Source organism: Amphritea sp., assembly GCF_048266285.1.
Taxonomy (GTDB): domain Bacteria; phylum Pseudomonadota; class Gammaproteobacteria; order Pseudomonadales; family Balneatricaceae; genus Amphritea.
Window position 1 is genome coordinate 68,952 of sequence record NZ_JBLWZV010000002.1, and the last position, 22,587, is coordinate 91,538.

At 48.3% G+C, this 22,587-nt stretch carries 20 protein-coding genes; 9 read left to right on the forward strand and 11 right to left on the reverse strand.

Translation table 11 applies throughout. The features are described 5' to 3' along the window. Nucleotides 1–326: 326 nt before the first annotated feature. The gene (locus tag ACN0T0_RS03895; RefSeq protein WP_417223550.1) at nucleotides 327–764 is read left to right on the forward strand and encodes an OsmC family protein; all 438 of its coding nucleotides are present in this window, start codon (nucleotides 327–329) and stop codon (nucleotides 762–764) included. A 135-nt stretch (nucleotides 765–899) separates the two neighbouring features. On the opposite strand, the gene ACN0T0_RS03900 is transcribed toward ACN0T0_RS03895, so the two are convergent. Further along, on the reverse strand, nucleotides 900–1,799 hold the full coding sequence (locus ACN0T0_RS03900) for a DMT family transporter (RefSeq protein ID WP_417223552.1): 900 nt from the start codon (nucleotides 1,797–1,799) through the stop codon (nucleotides 900–902). A gap of 141 nt (nucleotides 1,800–1,940) precedes the next feature. On the opposite strand from ACN0T0_RS03900, the gene ACN0T0_RS03905 reads away from it, so the two are divergent. Together ACN0T0_RS03905 and ACN0T0_RS03910 are read left to right on the forward strand one after the other, a co-directional pair. Further along, nucleotides 1,941–2,837, forward strand: coding sequence for a LysR family transcriptional regulator (locus ACN0T0_RS03905; protein ID WP_417223554.1), 897 nt, complete (start codon nucleotides 1,941–1,943; stop codon nucleotides 2,835–2,837). 150 nt (nucleotides 2,838–2,987) lie between these two features. Beyond that, entirely contained in the window at nucleotides 2,988–3,593 is a 606-nt protein-coding gene (locus ACN0T0_RS03910) for a GNAT family N-acetyltransferase (RefSeq protein WP_417223557.1), read from the forward strand. Between the two features lie 51 nt (nucleotides 3,594–3,644). On the opposite strand, the gene holA is transcribed toward ACN0T0_RS03910, so the two are convergent. Genes holA through leuS form a run of 3 tightly spaced genes read right to left on the reverse strand, consistent with a single transcriptional unit; the run spans nucleotide 3,645 to nucleotide 7,800 of the window. After that, complete coding sequence (gene holA / locus ACN0T0_RS03915; protein ID WP_417223560.1) at nucleotides 3,645–4,664, reverse strand: DNA polymerase III subunit delta; 1,020 nt, start codon at nucleotides 4,662–4,664, stop codon at nucleotides 3,645–3,647. Nucleotides 4,665–4,689: 25 nt separating this feature from the next. Next, entirely contained in the window at nucleotides 4,690–5,202 is a 513-nt protein-coding gene (lptE, locus tag ACN0T0_RS03920; RefSeq protein ID WP_417223563.1) for an LPS assembly lipoprotein LptE, read from the reverse strand. 9 nt (nucleotides 5,203–5,211) lie between these two features. Next, the gene (leuS, locus tag ACN0T0_RS03925) at nucleotides 5,212–7,800 is read right to left on the reverse strand and encodes a leucine--tRNA ligase (RefSeq protein ID WP_417223566.1); all 2,589 of its coding nucleotides are present in this window, start codon (nucleotides 7,798–7,800) and stop codon (nucleotides 5,212–5,214) included. A 125-nt stretch (nucleotides 7,801–7,925) separates the two neighbouring features. On the opposite strand from leuS, the gene ACN0T0_RS03930 reads away from it, so the two are divergent. Continuing rightward, the gene (locus ACN0T0_RS03930) at nucleotides 7,926–8,480 is read left to right on the forward strand and encodes a zinc ribbon-containing protein (RefSeq protein WP_417223569.1); all 555 of its coding nucleotides are present in this window, start codon (nucleotides 7,926–7,928) and stop codon (nucleotides 8,478–8,480) included. On the opposite strand, the gene lnt is transcribed toward ACN0T0_RS03930, so the two are convergent. The 5 genes from lnt to miaB all read right to left on the reverse strand — a co-directional run bounded on the left by lnt (nucleotide 8,424) and on the right by miaB (nucleotide 13,731). After that, nucleotides 8,424–9,944 (reverse strand): apolipoprotein N-acyltransferase, encoded by a 1,521-nt coding sequence (lnt, locus tag ACN0T0_RS03935; RefSeq protein WP_417223571.1) that lies wholly within the window; start codon nucleotides 9,942–9,944, stop codon nucleotides 8,424–8,426. The genes ACN0T0_RS03930 and lnt overlap by 57 nt on opposite strands. Further along, nucleotides 9,944–10,801 (reverse strand): HlyC/CorC family transporter, encoded by an 858-nt coding sequence (locus tag ACN0T0_RS03940; protein ID WP_417223574.1) that lies wholly within the window; start codon nucleotides 10,799–10,801, stop codon nucleotides 9,944–9,946. Before ACN0T0_RS03940 ends, lnt begins: the two co-directional genes overlap by 1 nt. Nucleotides 10,802–10,829: 28 nt before the next feature. Then, on the reverse strand, nucleotides 10,830–11,288 hold the full coding sequence (ybeY, locus tag ACN0T0_RS03945) for an rRNA maturation RNase YbeY (RefSeq protein WP_417223576.1): 459 nt from the start codon (nucleotides 11,286–11,288) through the stop codon (nucleotides 10,830–10,832). After that, nucleotides 11,285–12,295, reverse strand: a complete 1,011-nt coding sequence (locus tag ACN0T0_RS03950; protein ID WP_417223578.1) for a PhoH family protein — start codon at nucleotides 12,293–12,295, stop codon at nucleotides 11,285–11,287. The genes ybeY and ACN0T0_RS03950 overlap by 4 nt, the downstream gene beginning before the upstream one ends. Nucleotides 12,296–12,372: 77 nt before the next feature. Beyond that, nucleotides 12,373–13,731, reverse strand: a complete 1,359-nt coding sequence (gene miaB, locus ACN0T0_RS03955) for a tRNA (N6-isopentenyl adenosine(37)-C2)-methylthiotransferase MiaB (protein WP_417223579.1) — start codon at nucleotides 13,729–13,731, stop codon at nucleotides 12,373–12,375. Between the two features lie 160 nt (nucleotides 13,732–13,891). Here miaB and ACN0T0_RS03960 point away from each other — a divergent pair, with 160 nt between their 5' ends. Both ACN0T0_RS03960 and ACN0T0_RS03965 read left to right on the forward strand, forming a co-directional pair. Continuing rightward, nucleotides 13,892–14,209: a DUF1820 family protein gene (locus tag ACN0T0_RS03960; RefSeq protein WP_417223581.1), complete on the forward strand. Its 318-nt coding sequence runs from the start codon at nucleotides 13,892–13,894 to the stop codon at nucleotides 14,207–14,209. A 503-nt stretch (nucleotides 14,210–14,712) separates the two neighbouring features. Beyond that, nucleotides 14,713–18,045, forward strand: coding sequence for an EAL domain-containing protein (locus tag ACN0T0_RS03965; RefSeq protein WP_417223582.1), 3,333 nt, complete (start codon nucleotides 14,713–14,715; stop codon nucleotides 18,043–18,045). A gap of 40 nt (nucleotides 18,046–18,085) precedes the next feature. Here ACN0T0_RS03965 and ACN0T0_RS03970 read toward each other — a convergent pair whose 3' ends face one another. Together ACN0T0_RS03970 and epmB are read right to left on the reverse strand one after the other, a co-directional pair. After that, nucleotides 18,086–18,916, reverse strand: a complete 831-nt coding sequence (locus tag ACN0T0_RS03970) for a glucosaminidase domain-containing protein (RefSeq protein ID WP_417223583.1) — start codon at nucleotides 18,914–18,916, stop codon at nucleotides 18,086–18,088. A gap of 6 nt (nucleotides 18,917–18,922) precedes the next feature. After that, nucleotides 18,923–19,933 (reverse strand): EF-P beta-lysylation protein EpmB, encoded by a 1,011-nt coding sequence (gene epmB / locus ACN0T0_RS03975; protein ID WP_417223584.1) that lies wholly within the window; start codon nucleotides 19,931–19,933, stop codon nucleotides 18,923–18,925. Between the two features lie 110 nt (nucleotides 19,934–20,043). On the opposite strand from epmB, the gene efp reads away from it, so the two are divergent. The 3 genes from efp to ACN0T0_RS03990 all read left to right on the forward strand — a co-directional run. Beyond that, the gene (gene efp / locus ACN0T0_RS03980; protein ID WP_126157536.1) at nucleotides 20,044–20,607 is read left to right on the forward strand and encodes an elongation factor P; all 564 of its coding nucleotides are present in this window, start codon (nucleotides 20,044–20,046) and stop codon (nucleotides 20,605–20,607) included. A 155-nt stretch (nucleotides 20,608–20,762) separates the two neighbouring features. Next, nucleotides 20,763–21,740 (forward strand): EF-P lysine aminoacylase EpmA, encoded by a 978-nt coding sequence (epmA, locus tag ACN0T0_RS03985; protein WP_417223587.1) that lies wholly within the window; start codon nucleotides 20,763–20,765, stop codon nucleotides 21,738–21,740. Between the two features lie 263 nt (nucleotides 21,741–22,003). Next, nucleotides 22,004–22,587, forward strand: a 584-nt coding sequence (locus tag ACN0T0_RS03990; RefSeq protein ID WP_417223589.1) for a pilin, incomplete at its 3' end; no start/stop codon positions are given.

The window sequence follows — 22,587 nt, forward strand, 5'->3', positions numbered from 1 at the left end:
AAAAGATAGCTGCTCACTATACCGTTTCTATCTCTATGAGAGTTTTTCAGGAGGTATTGAAAGGTGGTGAGCGGCGCTTTTATGTTTCTATCTTGCCTGCGTACCCTGCTTCGATAAACCGATATGATACTAGACGATCGGTTTTAGCCGCGCGGATATCTGATAAAACCCTCTCGATTACCTCCTGCCACTGTTTTAAATTCAGTACCGGTGGATTATAAACGCTTGTGTTTGACTACCCCTCTTCATCTTGGCGATGAGCTTGTGCGATAATAATTCACATTAGGTTTTTCTTATATAGTCTTTGTTAATTTAAGGTGGTGATTATGTCTGCTAATAAAGTGATTTCTGTTCGGGCATCGATGCAAGCGGGTTGTCAGATCAATGCCGATATTCGTGGCCATAAAGTGACCATTGATCAGCCGATAAAAGCCGGTGGTAGTGATGCAGGCCCGACACCACTCGAATTTTTTCTGTTTTCATTAGGCGGCTGTATTGCCAGTATCGCTCGTCTGGCGGCAACTCAGCAAAAGATCGAGCTGCGGGGGATGGATATTGAGGTTGATGGTACGATGAACCCTGCGGGTCTGCTGGGTAAGCCGACTGAAGTTAGGATCGGTTTTCAGTCCATCGTTGTTAAAGCGACTATAGATGCTGATTTAACAGATGTTGAAAAAGCTAAATTCTTTAAAGAGGTTTGTCATCGTTGTCCGCTAGATGACAATATTATGCTTGAAACAGAGGTCAGCCATCATTTAGCCTAAAGGGTGTGCGACGGTGTCGAGCCTTCAATTCGGCATTATTTCGGATTAAATAGATCGACGCCGATAACGCAGGCCGCTATTGACTTGGCCGTTGATGGTTAGTTTTTCTAATGCTATTTTTGAGCGTCAACCTCTCTATGTCTGCCGTGTACCCGGCAGTGCCTCAATCTTAGGTTCTTTTTTGACCTGTTTGATAAACAACGCTAACACAATCAATGTCATCGCGGTAAGTTCTAAACGGTCGAGTTGCTGTCCTAATAGAATGGCCCCTGTGAGCAACGCCACCACTAATTCTAATGATCCCGTTAAGGCGTTTTTATCGGCGCAAGATCGGGGTGCACCTTTCATAAATAAGATCTGAGGAATAGCTGCAGCGAGCAGTGCGATACCTAAGACAGCGATAACTCCCGAGAATGAAACCGGCAGTATATTCACCGGAGCCGTCCAGATAGCGATTGGCAGCAAGACCAGAATATGTCCGATTGTTATCCATGCCATTCTATTGAGGGTCGGTATCTGTTTTTTAGGGCTCGACAGGTATTGTATCTGAGTGGCTACGGTGAGAGGGGCTAGAAAGCAACCAATCATCGCCCATAGGGTGCCCGGCGGCAGAGTTTCAGGGCGGATAGTTAATGATGCTGCTATGGCGACGAGCGCTGCAGAGATCAACCCGTTTTGTGAGGGAGTGCGATGGAATGCTAACCAGCCGATTAATACGCTAAACACGGGATAACTGTAATAGATCAAGATAGCCGTGGCCGCAGGAATGGTTTCTAGGGCATGGAAATAACCAAAAATGGCCACGCCGCTGATAATGCCAAGTACTAAGGAGCGACAAGCTTCAGCTCGATTTACTGGGGGTGTGCGCAGGAAGAAAATGAAAAAGAGTGCCGGCAGAATAAACCGATACAGGCTGACCATCTCTGCCCCTAACCCCTGCTGAAAGAGGAGTTGGGCAAAAAAGGGGTTTAAGCCATATAAACAGGCCGACATTGCGACTAGATATTGACCATTGATAGTTGATTTATTGTCCACGTTATTAACATTCCCTCTATTTGGCTGCACAATAGCGCGAGTTTGATTAGGAAAAAAGTGAATAAGGTGCGCTATTGATTAGTTTTGTGCATGTTGTGGGCTTTATTAACGCGCTATCGATATAAACACTGAGGAAAATAGATGCGATTGGATATCAAGCATTGGGCGATGCTCAAAGCGATCGATGATACTGGAACATTAAGGCAAGCCGCTTATGTGCTTGGTATTACCCAGTCTGCGTTAAGCCACCGGCTTGCTGAAGCTGAGCGGCGTCTTGGTGGCGTACTGTTTGAACGGGAGGGACGACGGTTAAGGCAGACCGCAGCGGGCCGTGCGATGACGCAGACCGCGAATCAAGTTATTCCGGCGCTGCAGCGTGCGGAGTTTGATTTTCAGCAGATGGCGGTGAATAAAACCACGGTGGTTCGCTTTGGTGTTGCCGCTTATAGTTGTTATCACTGGTTGCCAGCATTTCTACACGTGATATCGCAACAAGAACCCGATATACAGCTAGAGCTCGTTGCTTCGGCCACCCAAAATCCGCTTAGTAATTTGCAGGACGGTACGGTTGATGTTGTGTTGGCACCGGGTTATTTGGTGATTCCGGGTATTGATTCGATCGCGGTACTTCGGGATGAGTTGGTGTTGATAATTGGTTCAAGCCATTCATTGGCCCGTAAACCCTTTATCGAAGCGGTTGATTTACAAGGCGAGCACTACTTGACCTATAGCAAGTCGACTCAACCAGGGTTTGAATATGAGCGCTTTATTCGTCCTTCAGGGGTGGTACCGCATCTGGTGACGGTAGTTGAAGTGACCGATGCCATTATCGAATTGATTGCCGCAGGGTTTGGCGTCAGTATTTTGTCTCGTTGGGCGGTTCAATCAGCGATTAAAAATGGCAGCGTTACAGCGATCGGGCTGGGTGAGGAAGGTCTCGATTTGGGCTGGTCTGCTTTAGTTCGAGCGTCAGAGCTCACGCCTTCAGCGGCTAGAACTGTATCAGCCCGGTTGGCTCAGTGGTTCTCTGCGCAGTGAGCGCTTCGGCTATCTCGAGCGAAGGGTCGGTAATATCATGTTCAAATCAGTTTCTATTGATGGTGGTTTGCTTGTTTTATGGTCCTATTAAATTATGTATCAATCGGGTAATTTCAAGAAGCCTAACGCGTAGATGGAGGAGAATCGTTAATGACGCTAGAGTCGTGTGAGATTTATCAAGTCCCCAGGGGGAGGGAACCGACTGCTGATGAGCTTAATATCGCGACTAAAGTCATCGGAAGTTTCCGTCCATTTATGGGCGGGGAAGTTGATCAGCGCCGTTTGCTGGAAAACAATATCAACTGGGATCGGTTTATCCTGCTGAAAAGGGGAGGTGCTGTTGTCGGTGTGCTTTCATTCTATGCAGCTAAAACCGGGCCATATAATCTAGGTTATCTTAATTTCTCCCGGCAGTTTAATCCCGTATCAGGTTTATTGCGTTTTTTAATCTATCGCGCGGTCACTATTCGATTTAAGTATCCCGAGAGCTATATTAGCCATTTTTTTATCCGTCCATCGGCTCGTAAGCTGGGGCTGGCATCGCAGCTGTTGGAGTATTGGTTAAAATATATGCGTGATCATGATATTAGTCGCGTCGATTTAGATGTTTATCAAAAGAACTTTAAAGCGATAGGGTTATATCAAAAACACGGGTTTAGGGCTAAGAAATCCAGTAATAGGCCGTTGTTAGCGCGCTTGCTTCCAGGCGATGCGATTTTGACACTATCAAAGTCATTAGAAATAACAAAAGAGTAAGCGCTCGCTATCGTTTCAAGGTTGCAGAGCGGGGCGGCGGATAGCGTTTATTTATTGACTCAATAACAGCTCGATTCCGGCTAGTTGTAGAATGATTCCGGTGAGTGTTAGCCATGCATCACCGAGTTCACCTTTAATTTGAGCATCCGCTTCGGAACAGCGGCTGAGCATCTGTCTGAGTTTGTCGGCGGAGAGTCGTTGGGCAGCATTACGCATCTGGTTTTTACGGTTGCCCCAGATGCGTTCTCGCTGACAGAGAGTGTCCAACGGAGTACCTTTTTGAAGCCCGTTTTGGATGGCGACCAGTGAGCGAATATCGCGGGCGACGGCCCAGAGGGCGACCGAGGCTTCGGTGCCTTCTTGGCGCAGTACTTCAATGATTTTAGTGCAGCGGGGCACCTGCTGTAGAATAGCGGCTTCAGTTAGGCCATAGATATCATAGCGGGAGCTGTCTGAAACGCTGTCCATGACCATATCGACACTGACGTTTTGGCCGGCATAGAGTAGATTGAGTTTATCGAGCTCTTGTTTAGCGGCCAATAGATTGCCTTCGATACGTTCGCACAGTAGCTGTGTCGCATCGTTTTCTAGCGTCAAACCGATCCGTTGGGCGCGATTATTAATCCAACCGGGCAGCTGTTGTAAATCGACAGGCCAAATTTCGACAATAATGCCCTGTTGGTCGATTGCTTTAAACCAGGCGCTTTTCTTCGCTGAAGCATCAAGCTTGTCGGCGATAATGAGCAATACATTATCTTCGGCGGGGCGTTGCAGGTATTCACGTAAAATTTCGCTGGCCTGCTTATTGAGTTTTTGGCTACCGAGTCTTAGTTCAATGATTTTCTGTTCGGCAAACAGTGATAATGCGTTAGCGCATTCGAGTAGATATTCCCACTTGAAGCCGCTTTCGACATGTAGGGTTTCTCGTTCGTTAAAGCCGATCGCGTGCAGGTGTTGACGTAGTAAATCGCAGCTCTCTTCAATCAGCAGGGTTTCATCCCCGGTGACGAGATAAACCGGAGCCGGGTGCTGGCTGAGTTTGCTGGCAAGTTGCTCCGGTTTTATTTTCATAGGACCTGATGTCTGGAGTTAGCGTCTAGGGTGTAGCAGGTTTTACGTTGGTGTAGAACCGCAGGATCTGGTTTGCGAGATGTTGATCCATTTCGAGGTAGAGCTGGGCTTCCTGTGCGTTACTAGCCGTCTCTTCATCGGCATCGTAATCGTAGATGCGTTCGATTTGTAGACTGTGTTCGAGCACGATTTCACCCTGTGGATCTTTAATCAGGAAGCTCACGGTGGTGGACAGTTCATATTCATCAATGTCCGCATCTGCCCCGAGGGTGGCTTCACTTCGCTCACGTTTCTCTGAAGTGATTTGGAGCAGATAGCCTGTCGCACCGTGATTAACGCTGACACCGTTTGCTTCCAGTAGCCGCCGGAGAACCGGTGCTAGCTGGCTGCGGGAACGTTCCGGTGTTACCAGCGTTAGCTGCCGCAGTGGTTCGGCTATATCTGCACTGCCTCTGAGGTGAAACCCACAGGCAGATAGCAGCAGACAGCAAACAGTCAGAAATACAGTGGCCGATAGCCGGCTGTGGCAGCGAGTCATGTTTATCCTTTAACCTACAACGATGTTGACGAGTTTATTTGGCACAACAATCTGTTTGCGGATTGTTTTGCCATCCATGTGACGCTGAACACCTTCATCGGCCAAAGCTGTATGCAGGACGATGCTTTCTTCAGAGTCGGCGGGTAGAGTGATTTTGCCGCGCACTTTACCGTTGACCTGTACCACCATCTGTACATTAGCGAGGGTCAATGCGTCTTCATCGACCACTGGCCAAGGTGCTTCCAGTAAGTTATTGCTGTTGCCGAGATCAGCCCACAGTTGATGGGTGATGTGCGGCACAATCGGTGCGAGTAGTTGCACAGCGGCGGTGAGGGCTTCACGTACGACGGCACGACCCTGATCGCTGGCATCAACAAAGCGGCTGATGGCATTGCTGAGTTCCATCACTGCGGCAATCGCGGTATTGAATGTCTGACGACGTTCAACATCATCGGATACTTTCTTGATGGTTTCGTGTGTTTTACGGCGCAACTCTTTTTGGCGATCATCAAGGCTATCCGGTTGCAGTGCAACCACGTCACCGGGGAATTGAAGGTGATCGAACACCAGTTTCCACAGGCGACGGAGGAAGCGGTGAGCACCCTCGACACCGGAATCAGACCATTCCAAGGATTGTTCTGGCGGCGCAGCAAACATCATAAACAGACGCACGGTATCCGCGCCGTATTTATCGATCATGAGTTGCGGGTCAATACCGTTGTTTTTCGACTTGGACATTTTGCCCATGCCTGCTGATTCCACCGGTTGGCCATCGACGATATGAACAGCCTGCGTCACTCGACCTTTCTCGTCGCGTTCAACTTTTACTTCAGTGGGTGGAATCCAGGTTTTACCGCCGTTTTCATCATCGCGATAATAGGTATCTGCTAGTACCATGCCTTGGCACAGGAGTCGCTCGATCGGCTCGTCAGAGTTAACCAGTCCCTCATCACGCATCAACTTGTGGAAGAAGCGAGAGTAAAGCAGGTGCAGAATAGCGTGTTCAATACCGCCAATATATTGATTCACCGGTAACCAGTAGTTAGCCGCTTCCGGATCCAACATGGTATCGGCATTACGGCAGGCATAGCGAGCGTAATACCAAGAGGATTCCATAAAGGTATCAAAGGTGTCGGTTTCCCGCTCGGCATCACCACCACAGGTAGGGCAAGTGGTTTTCTTGAAGCTATCCATCTTCTTGATTGGTGAGCCAACACCGTCAAACGTCACATCTACAGGTAATACGACAGGGAGTTGGTCTTCGGGTACTGGTACGGCGCCACAGCTATCGCAGTTAATCACTGGGATAGGTGTACCCCAATAACGCTGACGGGAGACACCCCAGTCACGCAGTCGATAGTTAATGGTGATTTTGCCCTTGCCTTTGCTGTGCAGTTCAGACGAGATCGCTTTAAAGGCGACTTCAAAGTCTAGCTCATCAAAATCGCCAGAGTTAACCAATACACCTTTTTCGGTGAAGGCCTCCTGGTCTATGTTGATGTCACGATTATCCGCCGGACGGATGACCTGTTTGATTGGCAAGTTGTACTTCTTAGCAAATTCGTAATCCCGCTGATCGTGTGCAGGAACCGACATGACCGCGCCTGAACCGTAGTCCATCAAAACGAAATTAGCGGTCCAAACCGGTACTTTTTCGCCGGTGAGCGGGTGAGTTGCTTCAATACCCAGGGCAAAGCCCTTTTTCTCCATGGTGGCCATATCGGCTTCGGCCACTTTCATGTTTTTGCATTCGTCGACAAAGGCGCTCAGCTCAGGATTGCCGGCGATAGCCTGCTGCACCAGTGGGTGGCCAGGAGCGACTGCTACATAAGTTACACCCATGAGCGTGTCGGGACGGGTGGTGAACACTTCGAGTTCGCCGAAACCTTCCACGTGGAAACTTAGATCAACCCCTTCAGAGCGGCCAATCCAGTTACGCTGCATAGTGCGAACCTGCTCAGGCCACTCATCTAGCTTGTCGAGATCATCCAATAGCTCATCGGCGTAATCGGTGATTTTTAAGAACCATTGAGGGATCTTTTTGCGTTCAACTAAGGCACCGGAGCGCCAGCCGCGGCCGTCGATAACCTGTTCGTTAGCCAATACTGTTTGGTCAACGGGATCCCAGTTAACTTCAGAGTCTTTTTTGTAGACTAAGCCTTTTTTCATCAGCCGGGTAAAGAACCACTGTTCCCAACGGTAATAAGAGGGGTGGCAGGTGGCAATTTCACGGTTCCAGTCATAGCCGAAGCCCATCAGATTCAGCTGGGTGCGCATGTAATCGATGTTTTCGTAGGTCCAGTTGGCTGGAGGTACATTGTTTTTCAGAGCCGCGTTTTCCGCAGGCAAGCCGAACGCATCCCATCCCATCGGTTGCAGGACATTTTTGCCCTGCATTCGCTGGTAACGGGAAACCACATCGCCAATCGTGTAGTTACGTACGTGTCCCATGTGTAGCCGACCGCTCGGGTAGGGGAACATGGAGAGGCAGTAGAACTTCTCTTTTGACGGGTCTTCAGTGGCTTTGAAGCTCTGGTTGTCGACCCAGTGTTTCTGTACTTCAGGCTCAATATGCTGCGGATTATATTGTTCGTTCATTTTGACTCTGATGATAAAAAACCGGCTATTATGGGATGCCGGTCAAAGGATAGTTTCAAGTGTGTTGCATAGGATACAATATATGCAATGCTACATATAGTTTTAAGTCCGCTTTGGAGAGTGATATGAGTAACAAGGGTAATAAAGAGCGTCGCGGCAAAGACAGTAGTGCACAATATGACCGGGTATTAGGTCGTTTACGTCAAGAATTAGAATCCGCAGAGCATTGGTCATGGGATTATCTGCAGCAGAAAATTGAAGAAGCGGTCGCGTTAGAGTTAGCTGCTGAAGATATGACCCGTGATGAGATGGATCTATTGAGTGCCTACCTTAAACGCGATCTCAAGCAGTTGGGTTATTACGCCCATGAAACCGGTGAGGGGATTGCTGCCTGGTTGAATTTCGATCTGGATGCTCTGGAACAAACGGTAGCTGCTCAATTGATGGATCTGGCTGATCGAACCCGCATTGGTATTACCGAATTAGAGCAGCGTCTAGCTGAAGGCGAAGATCATTATCATGCGGGCGACACAGCCGCCGCGGGGAGTTTTACCTGTGTTAGCTGTGGCGAATCGGTAGTGCATACCAGCACTAGCCGATTAGAGGTCTGTCCAAAATGTGGTTCAGAGACCTTTACGCGCCAGTCTGCTCCGTGGAGCAGTGAAGAGTCCGATCAATAACAGCAAGCCAATAACAATCTGTAATGGCTTAATGCCCCACTCCTGATAAGGAGTGAGGCCCTGCATACGCTGAACTTCACCGGTCAAAACGGCTTGTTCATACTGAGGTATTGTTGCGTTAATTTTACCCTCAGGTGAAATCAATGCGCTGATACCATTATTGGTTGAGCGAATCACCCAGCGACCGGTTTCTAATGCTCTCATCTGGGCTATCTGTAGATGCTGAGCGGGCGCGCTTGAGTGGCCAAACCAGGTGTCGTTACTGACGGTGAGTAATAGATCGCTGTGTAAGCTCTGTTCTCTCACCAGTTCTGGATAGGCGATCTCATAACAGATAAAAGGAGCAATCTGACTGTTGGCGGCTTCTAGCAACGGCTGATTCGGTGCACCAAGGCTAAATTCGGACATCGGCAGATCGAAAAAATCAATCATACCGCGTAACTGATTTTCCAGTGGTACATATTCGCCAAACGGCACTAAGCGCTGCTTATCATAGCTACCACTACCGCCGGCAAACAACCTGAGGCTATTGGTGTATCGCCGCCCTTTAGGAGCATCTGAATCACGGTGGATCGACGGGATGCCACTGATCAAAGCGGTATTGTTGTTCTCGAGATGGGTTATCAGTGGGCTGAGCATCACGCTAGCGGTACGATAGAAACTTGGAATGGCGGTTTCTGGCCAGATCAGTAGGTCAACCTTGTCACTATCCTGACTGAGGTTGGTGTAGGTCTGTAAAATTGCCTCAAGTTCACTGGGTCGCCACTTTAGCTGTTGTGGAATGTTGGCTTGTACCACCATGACGTCAATAGGTTCGCCTACGGCGGTGGTCCAGTTATGGGGAATCTGGTTTTGATCAACCGCAACCCAGGGGAGTCCTAGCACCATCAGAATAGCAGCAGCCTGTAGTGGATGTTTTAGACGTTTTAAAAAGGTAACCACTAAGGTGCTGCTGAGCACAACATAGAGACTGAGTAGCCAGACGCCGCCTAGTGGTGCAAACACCGCTAGAGGGGTGTCTACGAGGCCGTAGCCTAGGTAGAGCCAAGGGAAACCGGTGAACAACCAGCTACGTAGCCATTCAAATAGTAGCCAGAGGGCGCAAAAACCGATTAGGTTGCGAAATAGACGAGTATAAAGCCATATCTGTATAGCAAATAAAATAGCCAATGCGGCGACAAACAGGGCCGTCATCGAGCCGGCTAAGAGCGTCGATGCGTTGCCGTATTCATGAATACTGACAAACACCCAAGAAACTCCGCTGCCGAAGAAGCCTAAACCGTAACACCAGCCGAGCCATCCGCCGATGCGGGGGGCGCAGTTGTGTAGCAGTGTAAACAGCAGGGCAACGGACACTCCCCCTAAATACCAGTAGTCAAACGGCGCCAAGGATAGTGGCGCAAGCGCGCCAGCTATTGTGGCCAGCAGGACACGCCAAAATATATTGGGGGTGCGATGGGTCATTATTGTTTGACCGGCTCTGAACGAGTCACCTGTAGTAGGCGAATACGTCGGTTATCGGCGCTGAGAATCTTAAAGGTAAAAGCATCGATTTCAACGCTCTCATCTTTACGGGGCAAGTGCCCAAATTTTTGCGTAACCAGACCGCCGATGGTGTCAAAATCATCATCCGGCATACCGATATCAAAAAATTCGTTAAAGTCTTCGATGGGGGTCAGGGCTTTAACAATATAGCCGTTATCGTCAAAGGGTTTGATATTGCCGTCATCATCTTCGACATCGTGTTCATCTTCTATCTGTCCGACAATCTGTTCGAGCACATCTTCGATGGTAATGACCCCGGAAACCCCGGCGTATTCGTCAACCACAATCGCCATATGGTTACGGGTCGCTCGAAACTCTTTGAGCAGCACATTAAGACGCTTACTCTCAGGAATGAAGGTCGCTTTACGCACGTATTGTCGAATGTCGAAGTTTTCTAGGTGGTTTTCATCGAGAATAAGTGGCAGTAAATCTTTGGCCAGCAATATTCCGAGAATATCATCGGGGTTTTCACCAATGACTGGAAAGCGAGAGTGAGCCGAAGAGATGATGATGGGCAGAAACTCTTTCGGAGTTTGGTCTGCTTCAACTAAAATCATCTGTGAACGGGGGATCATAACATCACGTACCTGCTGGTCAGCAACCTGCATAGCGCCCTCAATGATGCTAAAGGCTTCTTGATCCAGAACGTTTTCATCGGTGGCGTCTTTTAGGTCGGCCAACAGATCTTCCCGGGTTTTCGGCTCGTCAGAAAAAATCTGGGAGAGCTTGCCCAGCCAGGATTTATTCTGGCCATGTCCCGATCGCTCTTCGCTCATGTGGTGCTCCGTGTGTTAGGTGTCAGACTTATTCAGAAACTAAATAAGGGTCAGGTATATCTAAGCCGGCAAGAATGTCCCGTTCCAGCTGTTCCATCTCTTCTGCTTCAGCGTTATTTATATGGTCGAATCCAAGCAGATGCAAGACTCCATGCACGACCATATGACACCAATGATTCAATAGTGGCTTATTTTGTTGCTCCGCCTCGCGGGCAACAACCTCTGCGCAAATGACCAGATCGCCCAGCAGGTCAAGTTCTATGCCCTCAGGCATCTCGAATGGGAAGGATAACACATTGGTTGAGCTGTCCTTACCACGGTATTGATGGTTAAGAGTCCGGCTCTCTTCGGCGTCGACGATACGGATCGATAGTTCGGCATCCTCTAGTCGGCCTTTTAGGGCGGCACTAACCCACGCGGTTAGCTGCGCTTCGCTCGGGAGGTTTTCAACGGTGATTTGACACTGACGGTCAACAAAGTAAGTCATCGGCGCCCCTGTTGGTTAGCGGACTGATCGTCGTGATGTTGTTCATAGTGATCATAGGCCTCAACAATATGGCCGACCAGCGGATGGCGGACCACGTCTTTGGCGGTAAAGCGGGTAAAGCCGATACCTTTGACGTCCTTGAGGACTTCGCTAGCATGAATCAGGCCGGAGCGGACTCCTTTAGGTAGATCGATCTGTGTGGTATCACCGGTGATGACTGCGGTTGAGCCAAAGCCAATGCGCGTTAGAAACATTTTCATCTGTTCCCGGGTGGTATTCTGGCTTTCATCGAGAATAACGAATGAACCGTTGAGGGTACGGCCACGCATATAGGCCAGTGGTGCCACTTCTATCACATTACGTTCGATTAGCTTGCTGACCCGTTCGATTCCCAGCATTTCATAGAGGGCGTCGTAGAGTGGCCGCAGGTAAGGGTCGACTTTTTGACTGAGGTCACCGGGCAGAAAACCCAGTTTCTCACCCGCTTCAACGGCCGGGCGCACCAATAAAATACGGCTAACCTCTTCACGCTCTAGGGCCTCACAGGCGCAGGCCACCGCGAGGTAAGTTTTGCCGGTGCCGGCAGGACCGATCCCGAAATTAATATCGTGGGTCAAAATAGTACGGACATAGCTCTGCTGATTTGGTCCACGGGGACGAATCAGGGTTTTACGGGTTTGAATCGCAATGTCGGCCTGATATACCGGGGCAGGTTCACTTCCTGATAGCTGCTCAATACCGGATTGTTGCAGTAATAGGTGGATCTGATCCGGGGTGATCTGTTCACCCTTTTCAGCGTCTTCATAAAGCTGTTCGAGCATTTTGGCACCGGCGCGCACAACATTTGATTTGCCTGCCAGTTTAAAATGGTTGCCTCGGTTGCTGATCTCAATGCCCAGCCGTTGTTCGATCAACCGCAGATGCTCATCGAGCTGACCGCAAAGGTTCGCGAGTGATTGAGTATTATCCGGCTCTAGGGTGAGCTGAATGGTTTGCGCTGTATTCAAGAATGAATCCTTAAGATAACGAATCTGTTTAATTTAGCGTCTCGGCAGGGCTGAGTATAGCGCTTAACCGTTATTGCTTATTGCAGTGTGCCGTCCAGCTCTGAACCGACTAACTCACCTAATAGGGAGTTGGTATAGACCTCTGCGATACGGACATCGGCAAAGTGGCCGATCTGATCCGGGTTATCACAGCGGAAATTGACTACCCGGTTATTTTCGGTGCGTCCCTGCAGCATGCCAGGATCTTTACGAGAGTAATCGGTAACCAGAATACGCTGCACCGTGTCGACCATGCGACGGCTAATCTGCAATGCTTGCTGGGTGATACGGTTCTGTAGAATGTTGAGCCGCTGTTTTTTAGTCTCTTCCGATACATCATCAGGCAGGTCGGCAGCGGGTGTGCCGGGGCGACGGCTATATATAAAGCTATAGGAGTTATCGAAGCCGATCTCGGCAATCAGGTTCATGGTGGCTTCGAAGTCGGCTTCGGTCTCGCCAGGAAAGCCAATAATAAAATCTGATGACAGGGTAATATCTGGGCGGGCGGCGCGAATCTTACGAATCAATGATTTGTACTCCAGCGCCATGTGGCCCCGTTTCATCGCCATCAAAATACGGTCTGAACCACTTTGTACGGGTAGATGCAAGAAGCTCACCAGTTCGGGCACTTCGCGGTAAACCTCGACTAAACTGTCGCTAAATTCAACCGGATGGGAGGTGGTGAAACGGATGCGATCGATACCTTCTATGCCTGCGATGCAGCGAATCAGCTCGGCGAGATCGGCGCTATCACCGTCGTGGGTGTCACCTCGATAGGCGTTGACATTCTGGCCTAACAGGTGGATTTCGCGAACCCCCTGTTCAGATAGCTCCACCGCTTCGGCGATAATATCATCCATTGGCCGGCTAACTTCTTCGCCACGGGTGTAAGGCACAACGCAGAAAGTGCAGTATTTACTGCAACCCTCCATGATTGAGACGAATGCTTCGGCACCTTCAACCCGTGGGGCGGGGAGGTGGTCGAATTTCTCGATTTCCGGAAAGCTGATATCGACGATCCCCTTTTTATGGGTGCCGGCATTGGTGATATCGATCATCTCAGGCAGACGATGCAGGGTTTGTGGTCCAAAGATCATATCCACATAGGGCGCTCGTTTGAGGATTGCGTCACCTTCTTGAGAGGCAACACAACCGCCCACGCCGATCTTTAGGTCGGGGTTCTTCGCTTTCAGTTTGCGCCAGCGGCCTAATTGATGAAATACCTTTTCCTGAGCTTTTTCCCGAATCGAACAGGTGTTCAGCAGCAGCACGTCGGCTTCTTCCTGATTGTCGGTTAGCTCAAGTTCATGGCTTTCGCCCAGCAGGTCGGCCATTCGCGATGAATCGTATTCGTTCATCTGGCAACCGTGGGTTTTAATGAATAGCTTTTTGGCCATGGCACACCTGTTTCACATATTGGAGAAATTAAAAGGGCGGGAATTATACTTTATGGCAATCAAACTGCATAGTTTTTAACCGCTCTAGATGATCACTTGTAATCAGCTAAAGCGCCCCCATAATAACCGCAGTAAACCCTTTTGTTGAGTATGATGAACTATGGCAAGTGACCCGATCTACCGGATAAAATTTCTTAATCAGAACGAGATCTACGAGATCTATGCGCAGAATGTCTACCAAAGTGATCTTTGGGGCTTTCTTGAGATAGAAAATATCGTCTTTGGTAGTCAGAGTGCAATGGTTGTTGATCCGACCGAAGAAAAATTAAAAAAACAGTTTGAAGACGTCGAAAGAAGCTATATTCCGATGCAGGCGGTCATCCGTATTGACGAGGTTAAACATCAGGGACCGGCAAAAATTACTGAAGTGAAGGGCACCGTGACACCTTTTCCGGTGATGCCGCCAAGAAATCCTTAACGCGCTATAAGCTATTCAATTTTGACGCCCGCACTGTCCTGCGGTCGTCATATCTCAGTAATACAACCGAGTAACACATGAATACTGGATTTGTTAATCCTTGCTGTTCTGTTCTTCTATCGTGTTATTTCGTTTATTTCGTTTATTTCGTTTATGTCGTTTGGCTCAGATCATCTTCCTATGATTACCCTGTAGGCCCTATTAACCGTGTTTTAATATGGATTTAGGGATTCATCGTTTATGATGCGTGTATAAACGCATATATCTGGCATTTTAATTAGAGTGTTTTCGTTAGCGCCTTTATAGTGCGATGAACATCAGCTTTAGTATTTCGCACTTAAAATGTGTTGGTTTGTTGGATGGATTATCCAACGTCTGACGGTGGTTTAGACAAAGTTATTTTGCAGATCCGTCCGTTTTGGCTCAATATCGACTGAGCAGCGCGTAAACGCTGCTTTAGGATTTTTATCGACCAGTATTTAAACAGAGAATGCAATTTACCTATGTCGTCGCAGTCAATCCTTCCTGTTAGACCGTTCGATCGTATAACCGGTCTGTTTTGTACCCATGTTTTGCCGGGTATTGCTTATCTGTTGCTGGCATTTCTTTCAGAAGACCTTTTATCGATTCCTCCGAGTGATGCTTCGGCGGTTTGGCCTTCTGCCGGCGTAGCGATTACCGCCGTTCTGCTACGGGGTTATCGTGTCTGTTTTGGTTTGTTTGTTGCCTCAATGATCTTTTATGCCACGACTTGGCTTGATGTGAGTAGCGTGGAAGCTTTTGTTCGCTCGATAGCCTTGATGTCGTTACTCAGTAGCGCGGCGGTGTTGGAAGCGGCGAGTGCGGTTTGGTTAGTCTATCGATTGATGGGCGGTTATCCGAATTTAATTGGCGAGAAGCAAATTACGCTATTTTTACTGATTATTGGACCTTTAGCATCGGTATTAGCGAGTCTATCCGCTACATTGATTTTGTTGCTCTTCGGGGGGATTGGCTGGGAGCATTTTTTTATTAGTTGGCTGACGTGGTTTATTGGCGATAGCATCGGGGCCATTGTTGTTACACCTATTTTAATGGCGATTTTTGCCACGCAACAGAGCTCTCTATATTCCCGCAAGTTCGCGATCGTTTTACCACTGACCGGGTTGTTGGTCGTGATTGTGGTGTTGTTTTCGATAACGAAAAGTTACGAGCTACAGGAACGTCGCTTAAAGTTTAACCAACAATCGGAGCAGTTACATTCGAGTATGGAAAATCGACTGGAGGCGGGCCGAGAAGTGCTGTTTTCGCTGCGTAGTCTTTTCTTGAGTAGCAATAATATCGATAAAGATGACTTTGCTCGCTTTACCGCCCATATTTTGACGCGTTATCCCGAGCTGCAAGCGCTGGAGTGGACGCCGCGTATTGTTAATGCGAACCGGGCGAAGTATGAAGTCACAGAAGGTATGCCGGAACATATATTCGAAGCTGGAGAAGGTGATCAACTCATACCCGCTGCCGAGAGACCGTTTTATTATCCGGTGAGTTATATCGTGCCTTTTGTCGAGAATAAGCGCGCGTTTGGTTTTGATATCGCGAGTAATCCTGTGGCGATGGAAGCTTTAGACAGAGCGCGGCTGGATAATGGTGCGGTCGCAACGGCGCCGATTCGCTTAGTTCAGGAGTCCGCTGCTCAGTGGGGGGTCGTTGAATACCTGCATGTTGACCATCGGGGAATTGATAATGGTTTGTCGGATGAAGGGGTTGTCGCCGCCGTTTATCGTATTGGCGACTTTGTCTCCGCGGTGTTAAAAGATCGTGCAGATCTGGCAGAACAGATTAATCTTCAACTATTTGATATTACCGATGACCCAGTCCAGCTTTATCCCACCGGTATGCAAGCTGAAAACGCGATAGAAGAACTTGTTTGGACGCGTGAATATTTTATGGGTGGGCGGATTTATCTGTTCGAATATCATGCCAAGCCAGCTTTTCTAGTGAATTTTACACAATGGAGCAGCTCAATTATTTTATTGGGCGGAATGCTATTTACGGCATTGCTCGGGGGCTGGCTACTCTCTCTAACCGGCACAACACTTCGAATTAGTCGGGAGGTTAAAGAAAAAACCGCATCCTTACAGTATGAAGTAGAAGAGCGTCGCCGGACTGAGCAGCAACTACTTAAGGTTTCAAAAGCGGTAGAGTTTAGTCCTAATATGGTGCTGATTACCCTGCCGGATGGCGAGATAGAGTATTCAAGTCCGCGGTTTACGGAAGAAACCGGCTTTACTTTTGACGACGTGGTTGGCAAGCATATTGATATATTGCATTTCAAACAGCCGGGCGGTATTTCATATCAGGATATCTGGCAGCAATTGATCAATCAGCCCAATTGGGGTGGTGAGCTGGGTAACCGAAAAAAATCGAACATGCTGTATTGGGCGCAAGTAAATATCGCGCCGATCTATGATCTTGAAGGTCAGTTGACTAACTATGTGGTGACTTTGCTGGATGTCACCGAGAACCGACTGATTTCAGAACAGATGAGCTATCATGCTAGTCATGATCAACTGACAGGCTTGATTAATCGGCGCGAATTTGAAATGCGTTTACAGGCTATGTTTCAGCATCAACGCCCGCCGGGGTGTCAGCATGCCTTTTGTTTCCTCGATTTAGATCAGTTTAAGGTTGTGAATGATACCTGCGGCCATGTGGCTGGCGATGAGCTGTTGCGTCAGATTGCCTCAATGCTGCAGAGTCAGGTGCGCTCGAATGATACTCTTGCCCGTCTAGGGGGGGATGAGTTCGGGATACTGTTGCAAAATTGTCCACTCGAAAAAGCCTATACCGTCGCTGAAAATATACGGGACTCGATTGCTGAGTTTAAATTTTGCTGGGAGCAGCAAGCCTTTAATATCGGTGTGAGTATTGGGGTCGTCGCTATTACAGAGCATTCGGCTAATTTAACCGAAGTGCTTAAACAGGCGGATTCTGCCTGTTATACCGCAAAGGATGCTGGCCGTAACCGGGTACATCTCTATACCCAGGGTAATGAAATGTTGGCCCAGCGAGAGGGTGAGATGCATTGGGTCTCAGAGATTAATGCAGCCCTCGAAGAAAATCGTTTTATGCTCTACGGTCAGTTGATTGTCCCCTTGCAGAACAGCTGCCTGAAACCCGATGTAGAAATCCTGCTTAGAATGAAGGATCGGGAAGGAAATGTTGTTCCCCCCGGTGCATTTCTGCCTGCTGCGGAGCGTTACCAGTTAGCGGGCCGAATTGATGAGTGGGTCGTTAGTCACGCTTTTGCTTGGTTAAATCGAAACTTCACTCAATTCAGCCGCTCTTTTGGTTGTTGTGCTATTAACCTTTCCGGTGGCAGCCTAGGTGATCCGCGCATTAAGGATGCTATTATTCGGCACCTAGAAAGCTCCACTTTACTGCCTTATAAAGTGAAGTTTGAGATCACAGAAACGGCAGCCATTGCGAACCTTGTGGAAGCTCAGAGGTTTATTAATGCGTTAAAGGCCTATGGTTGCCAGTTCTCATTAGATGATTTTGGCAGTGGGCTATCTTCCTTTGCGTATTTGAAGAATCTGCCGGTGGATAACCTTAAAATCGATGGTATGTTTGTTAAAGGCATTTTGGATGACGAGCTAGATCAAGCAATGGTTAAATCGATCAATGATATTGGCCATGTAATGCATAAAACCACCATCGCAGAATTTGTCGAAAATGATGAAATATGCGATATGCTGCGAGATATCGGTGTGGATTATGGGCAGGGTTACGGGTTAGGTTACCCAGAGCCGCTGGACAAATTGTTGCAGCAGGTCAGTGGCGAAGATGATCGTTAATTGATGAAACCTCGTCAGCTCCAGTGAACGTGTCACAGTGTTATAAGTTATAACTATCGTATTTTTTTAGTTTGTCGCGGCGGATAATCGATTCCAAACGCTGAATATACTCGTCACCTAACTCACTATAACGATGTAAATGGTGTATGAGTTTTAGGCTGTCCTGACTTTTTTGTGCAGCTTGACGCAATTCAGTGTAGGCGCTGCCCTTTCCCAATGTTAAAAAATAGTCGTCTATCGCGCCTAGTAGAGAATCATAGCGTTTAACGTAGATCGCCTTACCTTCTCGCCGTTGGCTTGCCATGATCCGTTTTTCCTTTGGATCGAATGACCAGATACCGAAAACATTATTCGCTTTAACAAAAAATCGAGAACTTCCCCAGCCAGTTTCAAGCGCCGCCTGAGCTAATATCAGACTGTTGGGCAGGTTAATCATGCGTCGCTTAAGTTGTGCCGGTGTTTGAGCTTCATATTGCACCATCATCTGGTCCAGCCAAGCCTGTTCCAAACTAGTCGGACGGTCACTGGCGAGGATTCTGGCGAGTTTAAGCCGCTGTTGTTGGTATCGCTGTTTACTGATGAGAATAGCTGGCAGCAGTAGTGCAATAAAACGTTGTTTTTTATCTGAGACAGGCAGTTTCGCCAATGAAACAACGGAGGTGTAGGCGACCGCAGAGGTGGGGTTTGTCAGGTGGAGAATATCGCCGGCGGTGGTGACTGGACGATATTGAATGTCGAGGCTTTTTGGACTCTGCTGCGCGGATTTATCTCGTTGGTCGGCTATCTGAACTAAGGCACCAAAACCGAACATCAATGCCGCTAGAAAAAGTAAGGCTGTTTGCAGCGGGTGCTGTTGGTATTTCTGTGACATCGCCTTTTAATCCTGATCGATAAACAGCAAGGTTTTAGCCCCACGGCCGGGAATCTCTCGCGCTAAGCGGGGGACTAGGTAGCCGGGAAGTTGATCCTGTAACTGACGTAATAGCTGCTTTGCTTCCGCATCAGGAAGGTCAAAGTGCGCCGCACCTTTGACCGGATCAAAGGTAAACAGATAATAGGGTAATACACCGATATTGAATAGTTTTTCACTCAGCGCCTTAAGAATGTCCAGGCTGTCATTGACGCCTCGCAGAAGGACCGCTTGGTTTAATACGGTCACATCCGCTTGGCGAAGGCGTTGGATCGCTGAGGCCACTTGGTCATCAAGTTCTTGTGGATGGTTGCTATGAATGACCGTGACCACGTTGAGGCGGCTCTGGTTCAGAATCGATGTTAGGGTGTCGGTAATTCGTTGCGGCAGCACTACCGGTAGGCGACTGTGAATCCTTAACCGAGTGAGATGGGGGATCTGTTCGAGATCCGAAATAAACTGTTTTAAACGGGTATCACTGGAAACTAGCGGGTCGCCACCAGAAAAAATCACTTCGGTAATGCTGCTATCGGCGGAAATATAGGCCAAAATTTTCTGCCATTGCTGCGGCCCGAGACGGTTTTCAGCATAGGGAAAGTGGCGGCGAAAGCAGTAGCGACAGTTAATCGCACAGGCACCGGTGAGTATGATCAGCACACGGCCTTTATATTTATGGATCAATCCGTCCACGGGATTGCTATGCATCTCTTCCAGTGGATCTTGCGTAAACCCGGGCACATCATCCAGTTCTTCGCCCAGCGGTAACACCTGTCGTAGGAGCGGATCGTTAATATTGCCTTTCTCTATGCGATCGAGCCAGGGGCGAGGAATGCGCATGGCAAACTCGGCATGGCCACGCTGCGCGCCTTGTAGCAGGGTTTCTGGCAGTTGAAGATAACGAATCAGCTCTTCCGGACTCTCTAACGTCTGGCTAAGCAGAGTCTGCCAAGTGTCCGGTAATGGTATGATTGAATTCATATTTGAATAATTTCGCTGGAAAATTTGCTCGCATTCTCCTTTCAAGTAGAATGTGTGTCAATTTTGCGGTGGCAACAGATCACCTGAGTCTAATCTATTTCGAGATCAATATGGCAAATTACCCATCCAACCAGTTTAAAAACGGCCTGAAAGTGATGATCGAGGGTGATCCTTGTTCAATGGTAGATGTTGAATTCGTTAAACCAGGTAAAGGACAGGCTTTCACCCGCGTTAAACTGAAAAACCTGATTACGGGTCGTACATGGGAGCGTACTTTCAAGTCGAACGAAACCGCTGAAGGGGCTGATGTCATGGATACGGATATGGAATATCTGTATTGCGATGGTGAAATGTGGCACTTCATGGACCCACAAAGTTATGAACAGGTTGCTGCGGATAAAACCGCTATTGGCGATGCTCACCTATGGCTTAAGGAACAGGATAAGTGTTTGGTGACGCTGTGGAACAACAACCCTATCTCGATTACACCGCCAAACTTTGTTGAATTAGAAGTGGTTGAAACCGATCCCGGCCTGAAAGGTGATACTGCGCAGGGTGGCTCTAAGCCGGCTAAATTGCAGTCCGGTGCGGTGGTGCGTGTACCACTGTTTATTGAACAGGGCGATATCTTGAAAATTGATACCCGTTCAGGTGATTACGTTTCTCGTGCATAAGTAATCCCGCGTTTCTAACGCGCTTGTATTACCTCAATAATGGCAGCTTCGGCTGCCGTTTTTATGTACAGGATGTACAGTATGCCGCGAGCGCAGGGATGCTCTGATAGTCGATATGTTTTTACTACAGTGATTTGTATTAATGAGTGATTTTAATGAGTGAACAGTGGCGGGCAACCGCACCGCTTGAAAACCTTCGACGTCGAGCTGAGATATTTGCTCAAATACGGGCTTTTTTTGCCGCCCGCCATGTGCTCGAAGTGGAAACGCCGCTGATGACGTCGGCTGCAGTGAGTGATCCTTATATCGATGCGATTGAGTGTCGTTATCATCCTTTGCCGGGACAGCAGGAGCAGGCGCAGGCGCGTTATCTACAAAGCTCGCCTGAGTATGCCATGAAGCGGCTACTTGCTTCAGGAAGCGGGGCGATCTATCAGATCTGTAAAGCGTTTCGTAACGGTGAATGTGGGCGGCGTCATAATCCAGAATTTACCATGTTAGAGTGGTATCGGCCCGGATTTGACCATCATCAGTTGATGGATGAGGTTGAAATGCTGGTGGGCCCTCTTATCGGGCTGAATGACTTTCAGCGCATCAGCTATGCTGAGTTATTTCGGCAATATCTTCAAATAGACCTTCAAACGGCCACTGTTGCAGAGCTCGCCGCGACAACTCGACAGCATATCGATATTCAGATGGCGGACGATAACCGAGATAACTGGCTGAATCTGTTGATGTCCCATGTGATCGAACCGCAGTTGGCCGATAGTGGGGCGGTGTTTGTTTATGATTATCCCGCGAGTCAGGCGGCATTGGCACGCACGGCGCTCGATGCTGAAGGGGACTTAGTTGCCTGTCGATTTGAGCTATTCGTGGCAGGTGTTGAACTCGCAAATGGTTACTTTGAACTGACTGATGGTGACGAGCAGGCTCGTCGTTTTCAACAAGATATCCTGCAGCGCCAAGCCGAAGGTTTACCGCTTAGACCGACTGATCAACTGCTGGTGGACGCATTGCAGAGTGGTGTGCCTGAGTGTGCAGGGGTTGCTATCGGGCTTGACCGGTTAGTCATGTTGGCGCTAGGAACCGATAATATTTGTGATGTGATTGCCCTACCGTTTGAACGTACCTGATTTTACCTGTTGCATTGAAGTGAATTCGTAGTTAATAAAGCGTTATTGTCTTAAGTTTTTTGGCTGGTTGTGGTTGTTTTCGCTCTAATGCTGAGCCAAATACATACTGTCTCTCTTTTTCATACCTAAGCGCCTATTTCGTATTTGGTTGCAACCTCCCATAGTGAGGATGATACCTAGGGCAGGAGCACGATAATCTATGCAATGTAGATTATACTGTTTATTAAATAACCAATTGTGGTTGCAGAAATTAGGCTGTTAGTATGAAAAAAAGTCATTCCGGTTTTACACTGATAGAAATTTTGGTTTCATTAGCCGTGGTAGGGGTGTTGGCTGCAATAGCAATACCTGCTTACACTGGCTATACAACCAGAGCCAAGGTGTCTGAAGGGTTTAGTATGGTAAGCCCGGTTAAGCTACAGATGGCTAATGAATTAATGGAGTCAGGTGAAATTCCAGTCACTGATGCCGGCCTAGGCTTGAATTTAGCCGACTATGAAACGGACTATATTGATGCTGTCACCGTATCAGGTGGGATTATCAGCGTGGAGTATAAGCTGGGTAAGCTTGGAAGTAATAATGTGCTTCAGTTTGTGCCTGAATGTAACAGTAATCTCATTGTTGGTTGGCAGTGTACTTCGCCACAAGGTTCTGGTGTTGCTGCTGAGTACCTGCCTACGTCTTGTGTGTCTGGGACTAGCAGTACCTCGACATCTTGTACTTTAGCAAGTGTTGTCAGTACCAGTGGTAGTACGGGTGGTGGTTCAACAGGTTCAACAGGTTCAACAGGTTCAACAGGTTCAACAGGTTCAACAGGTTCAACAGGTTCAACAGGTTCAACAGGTTC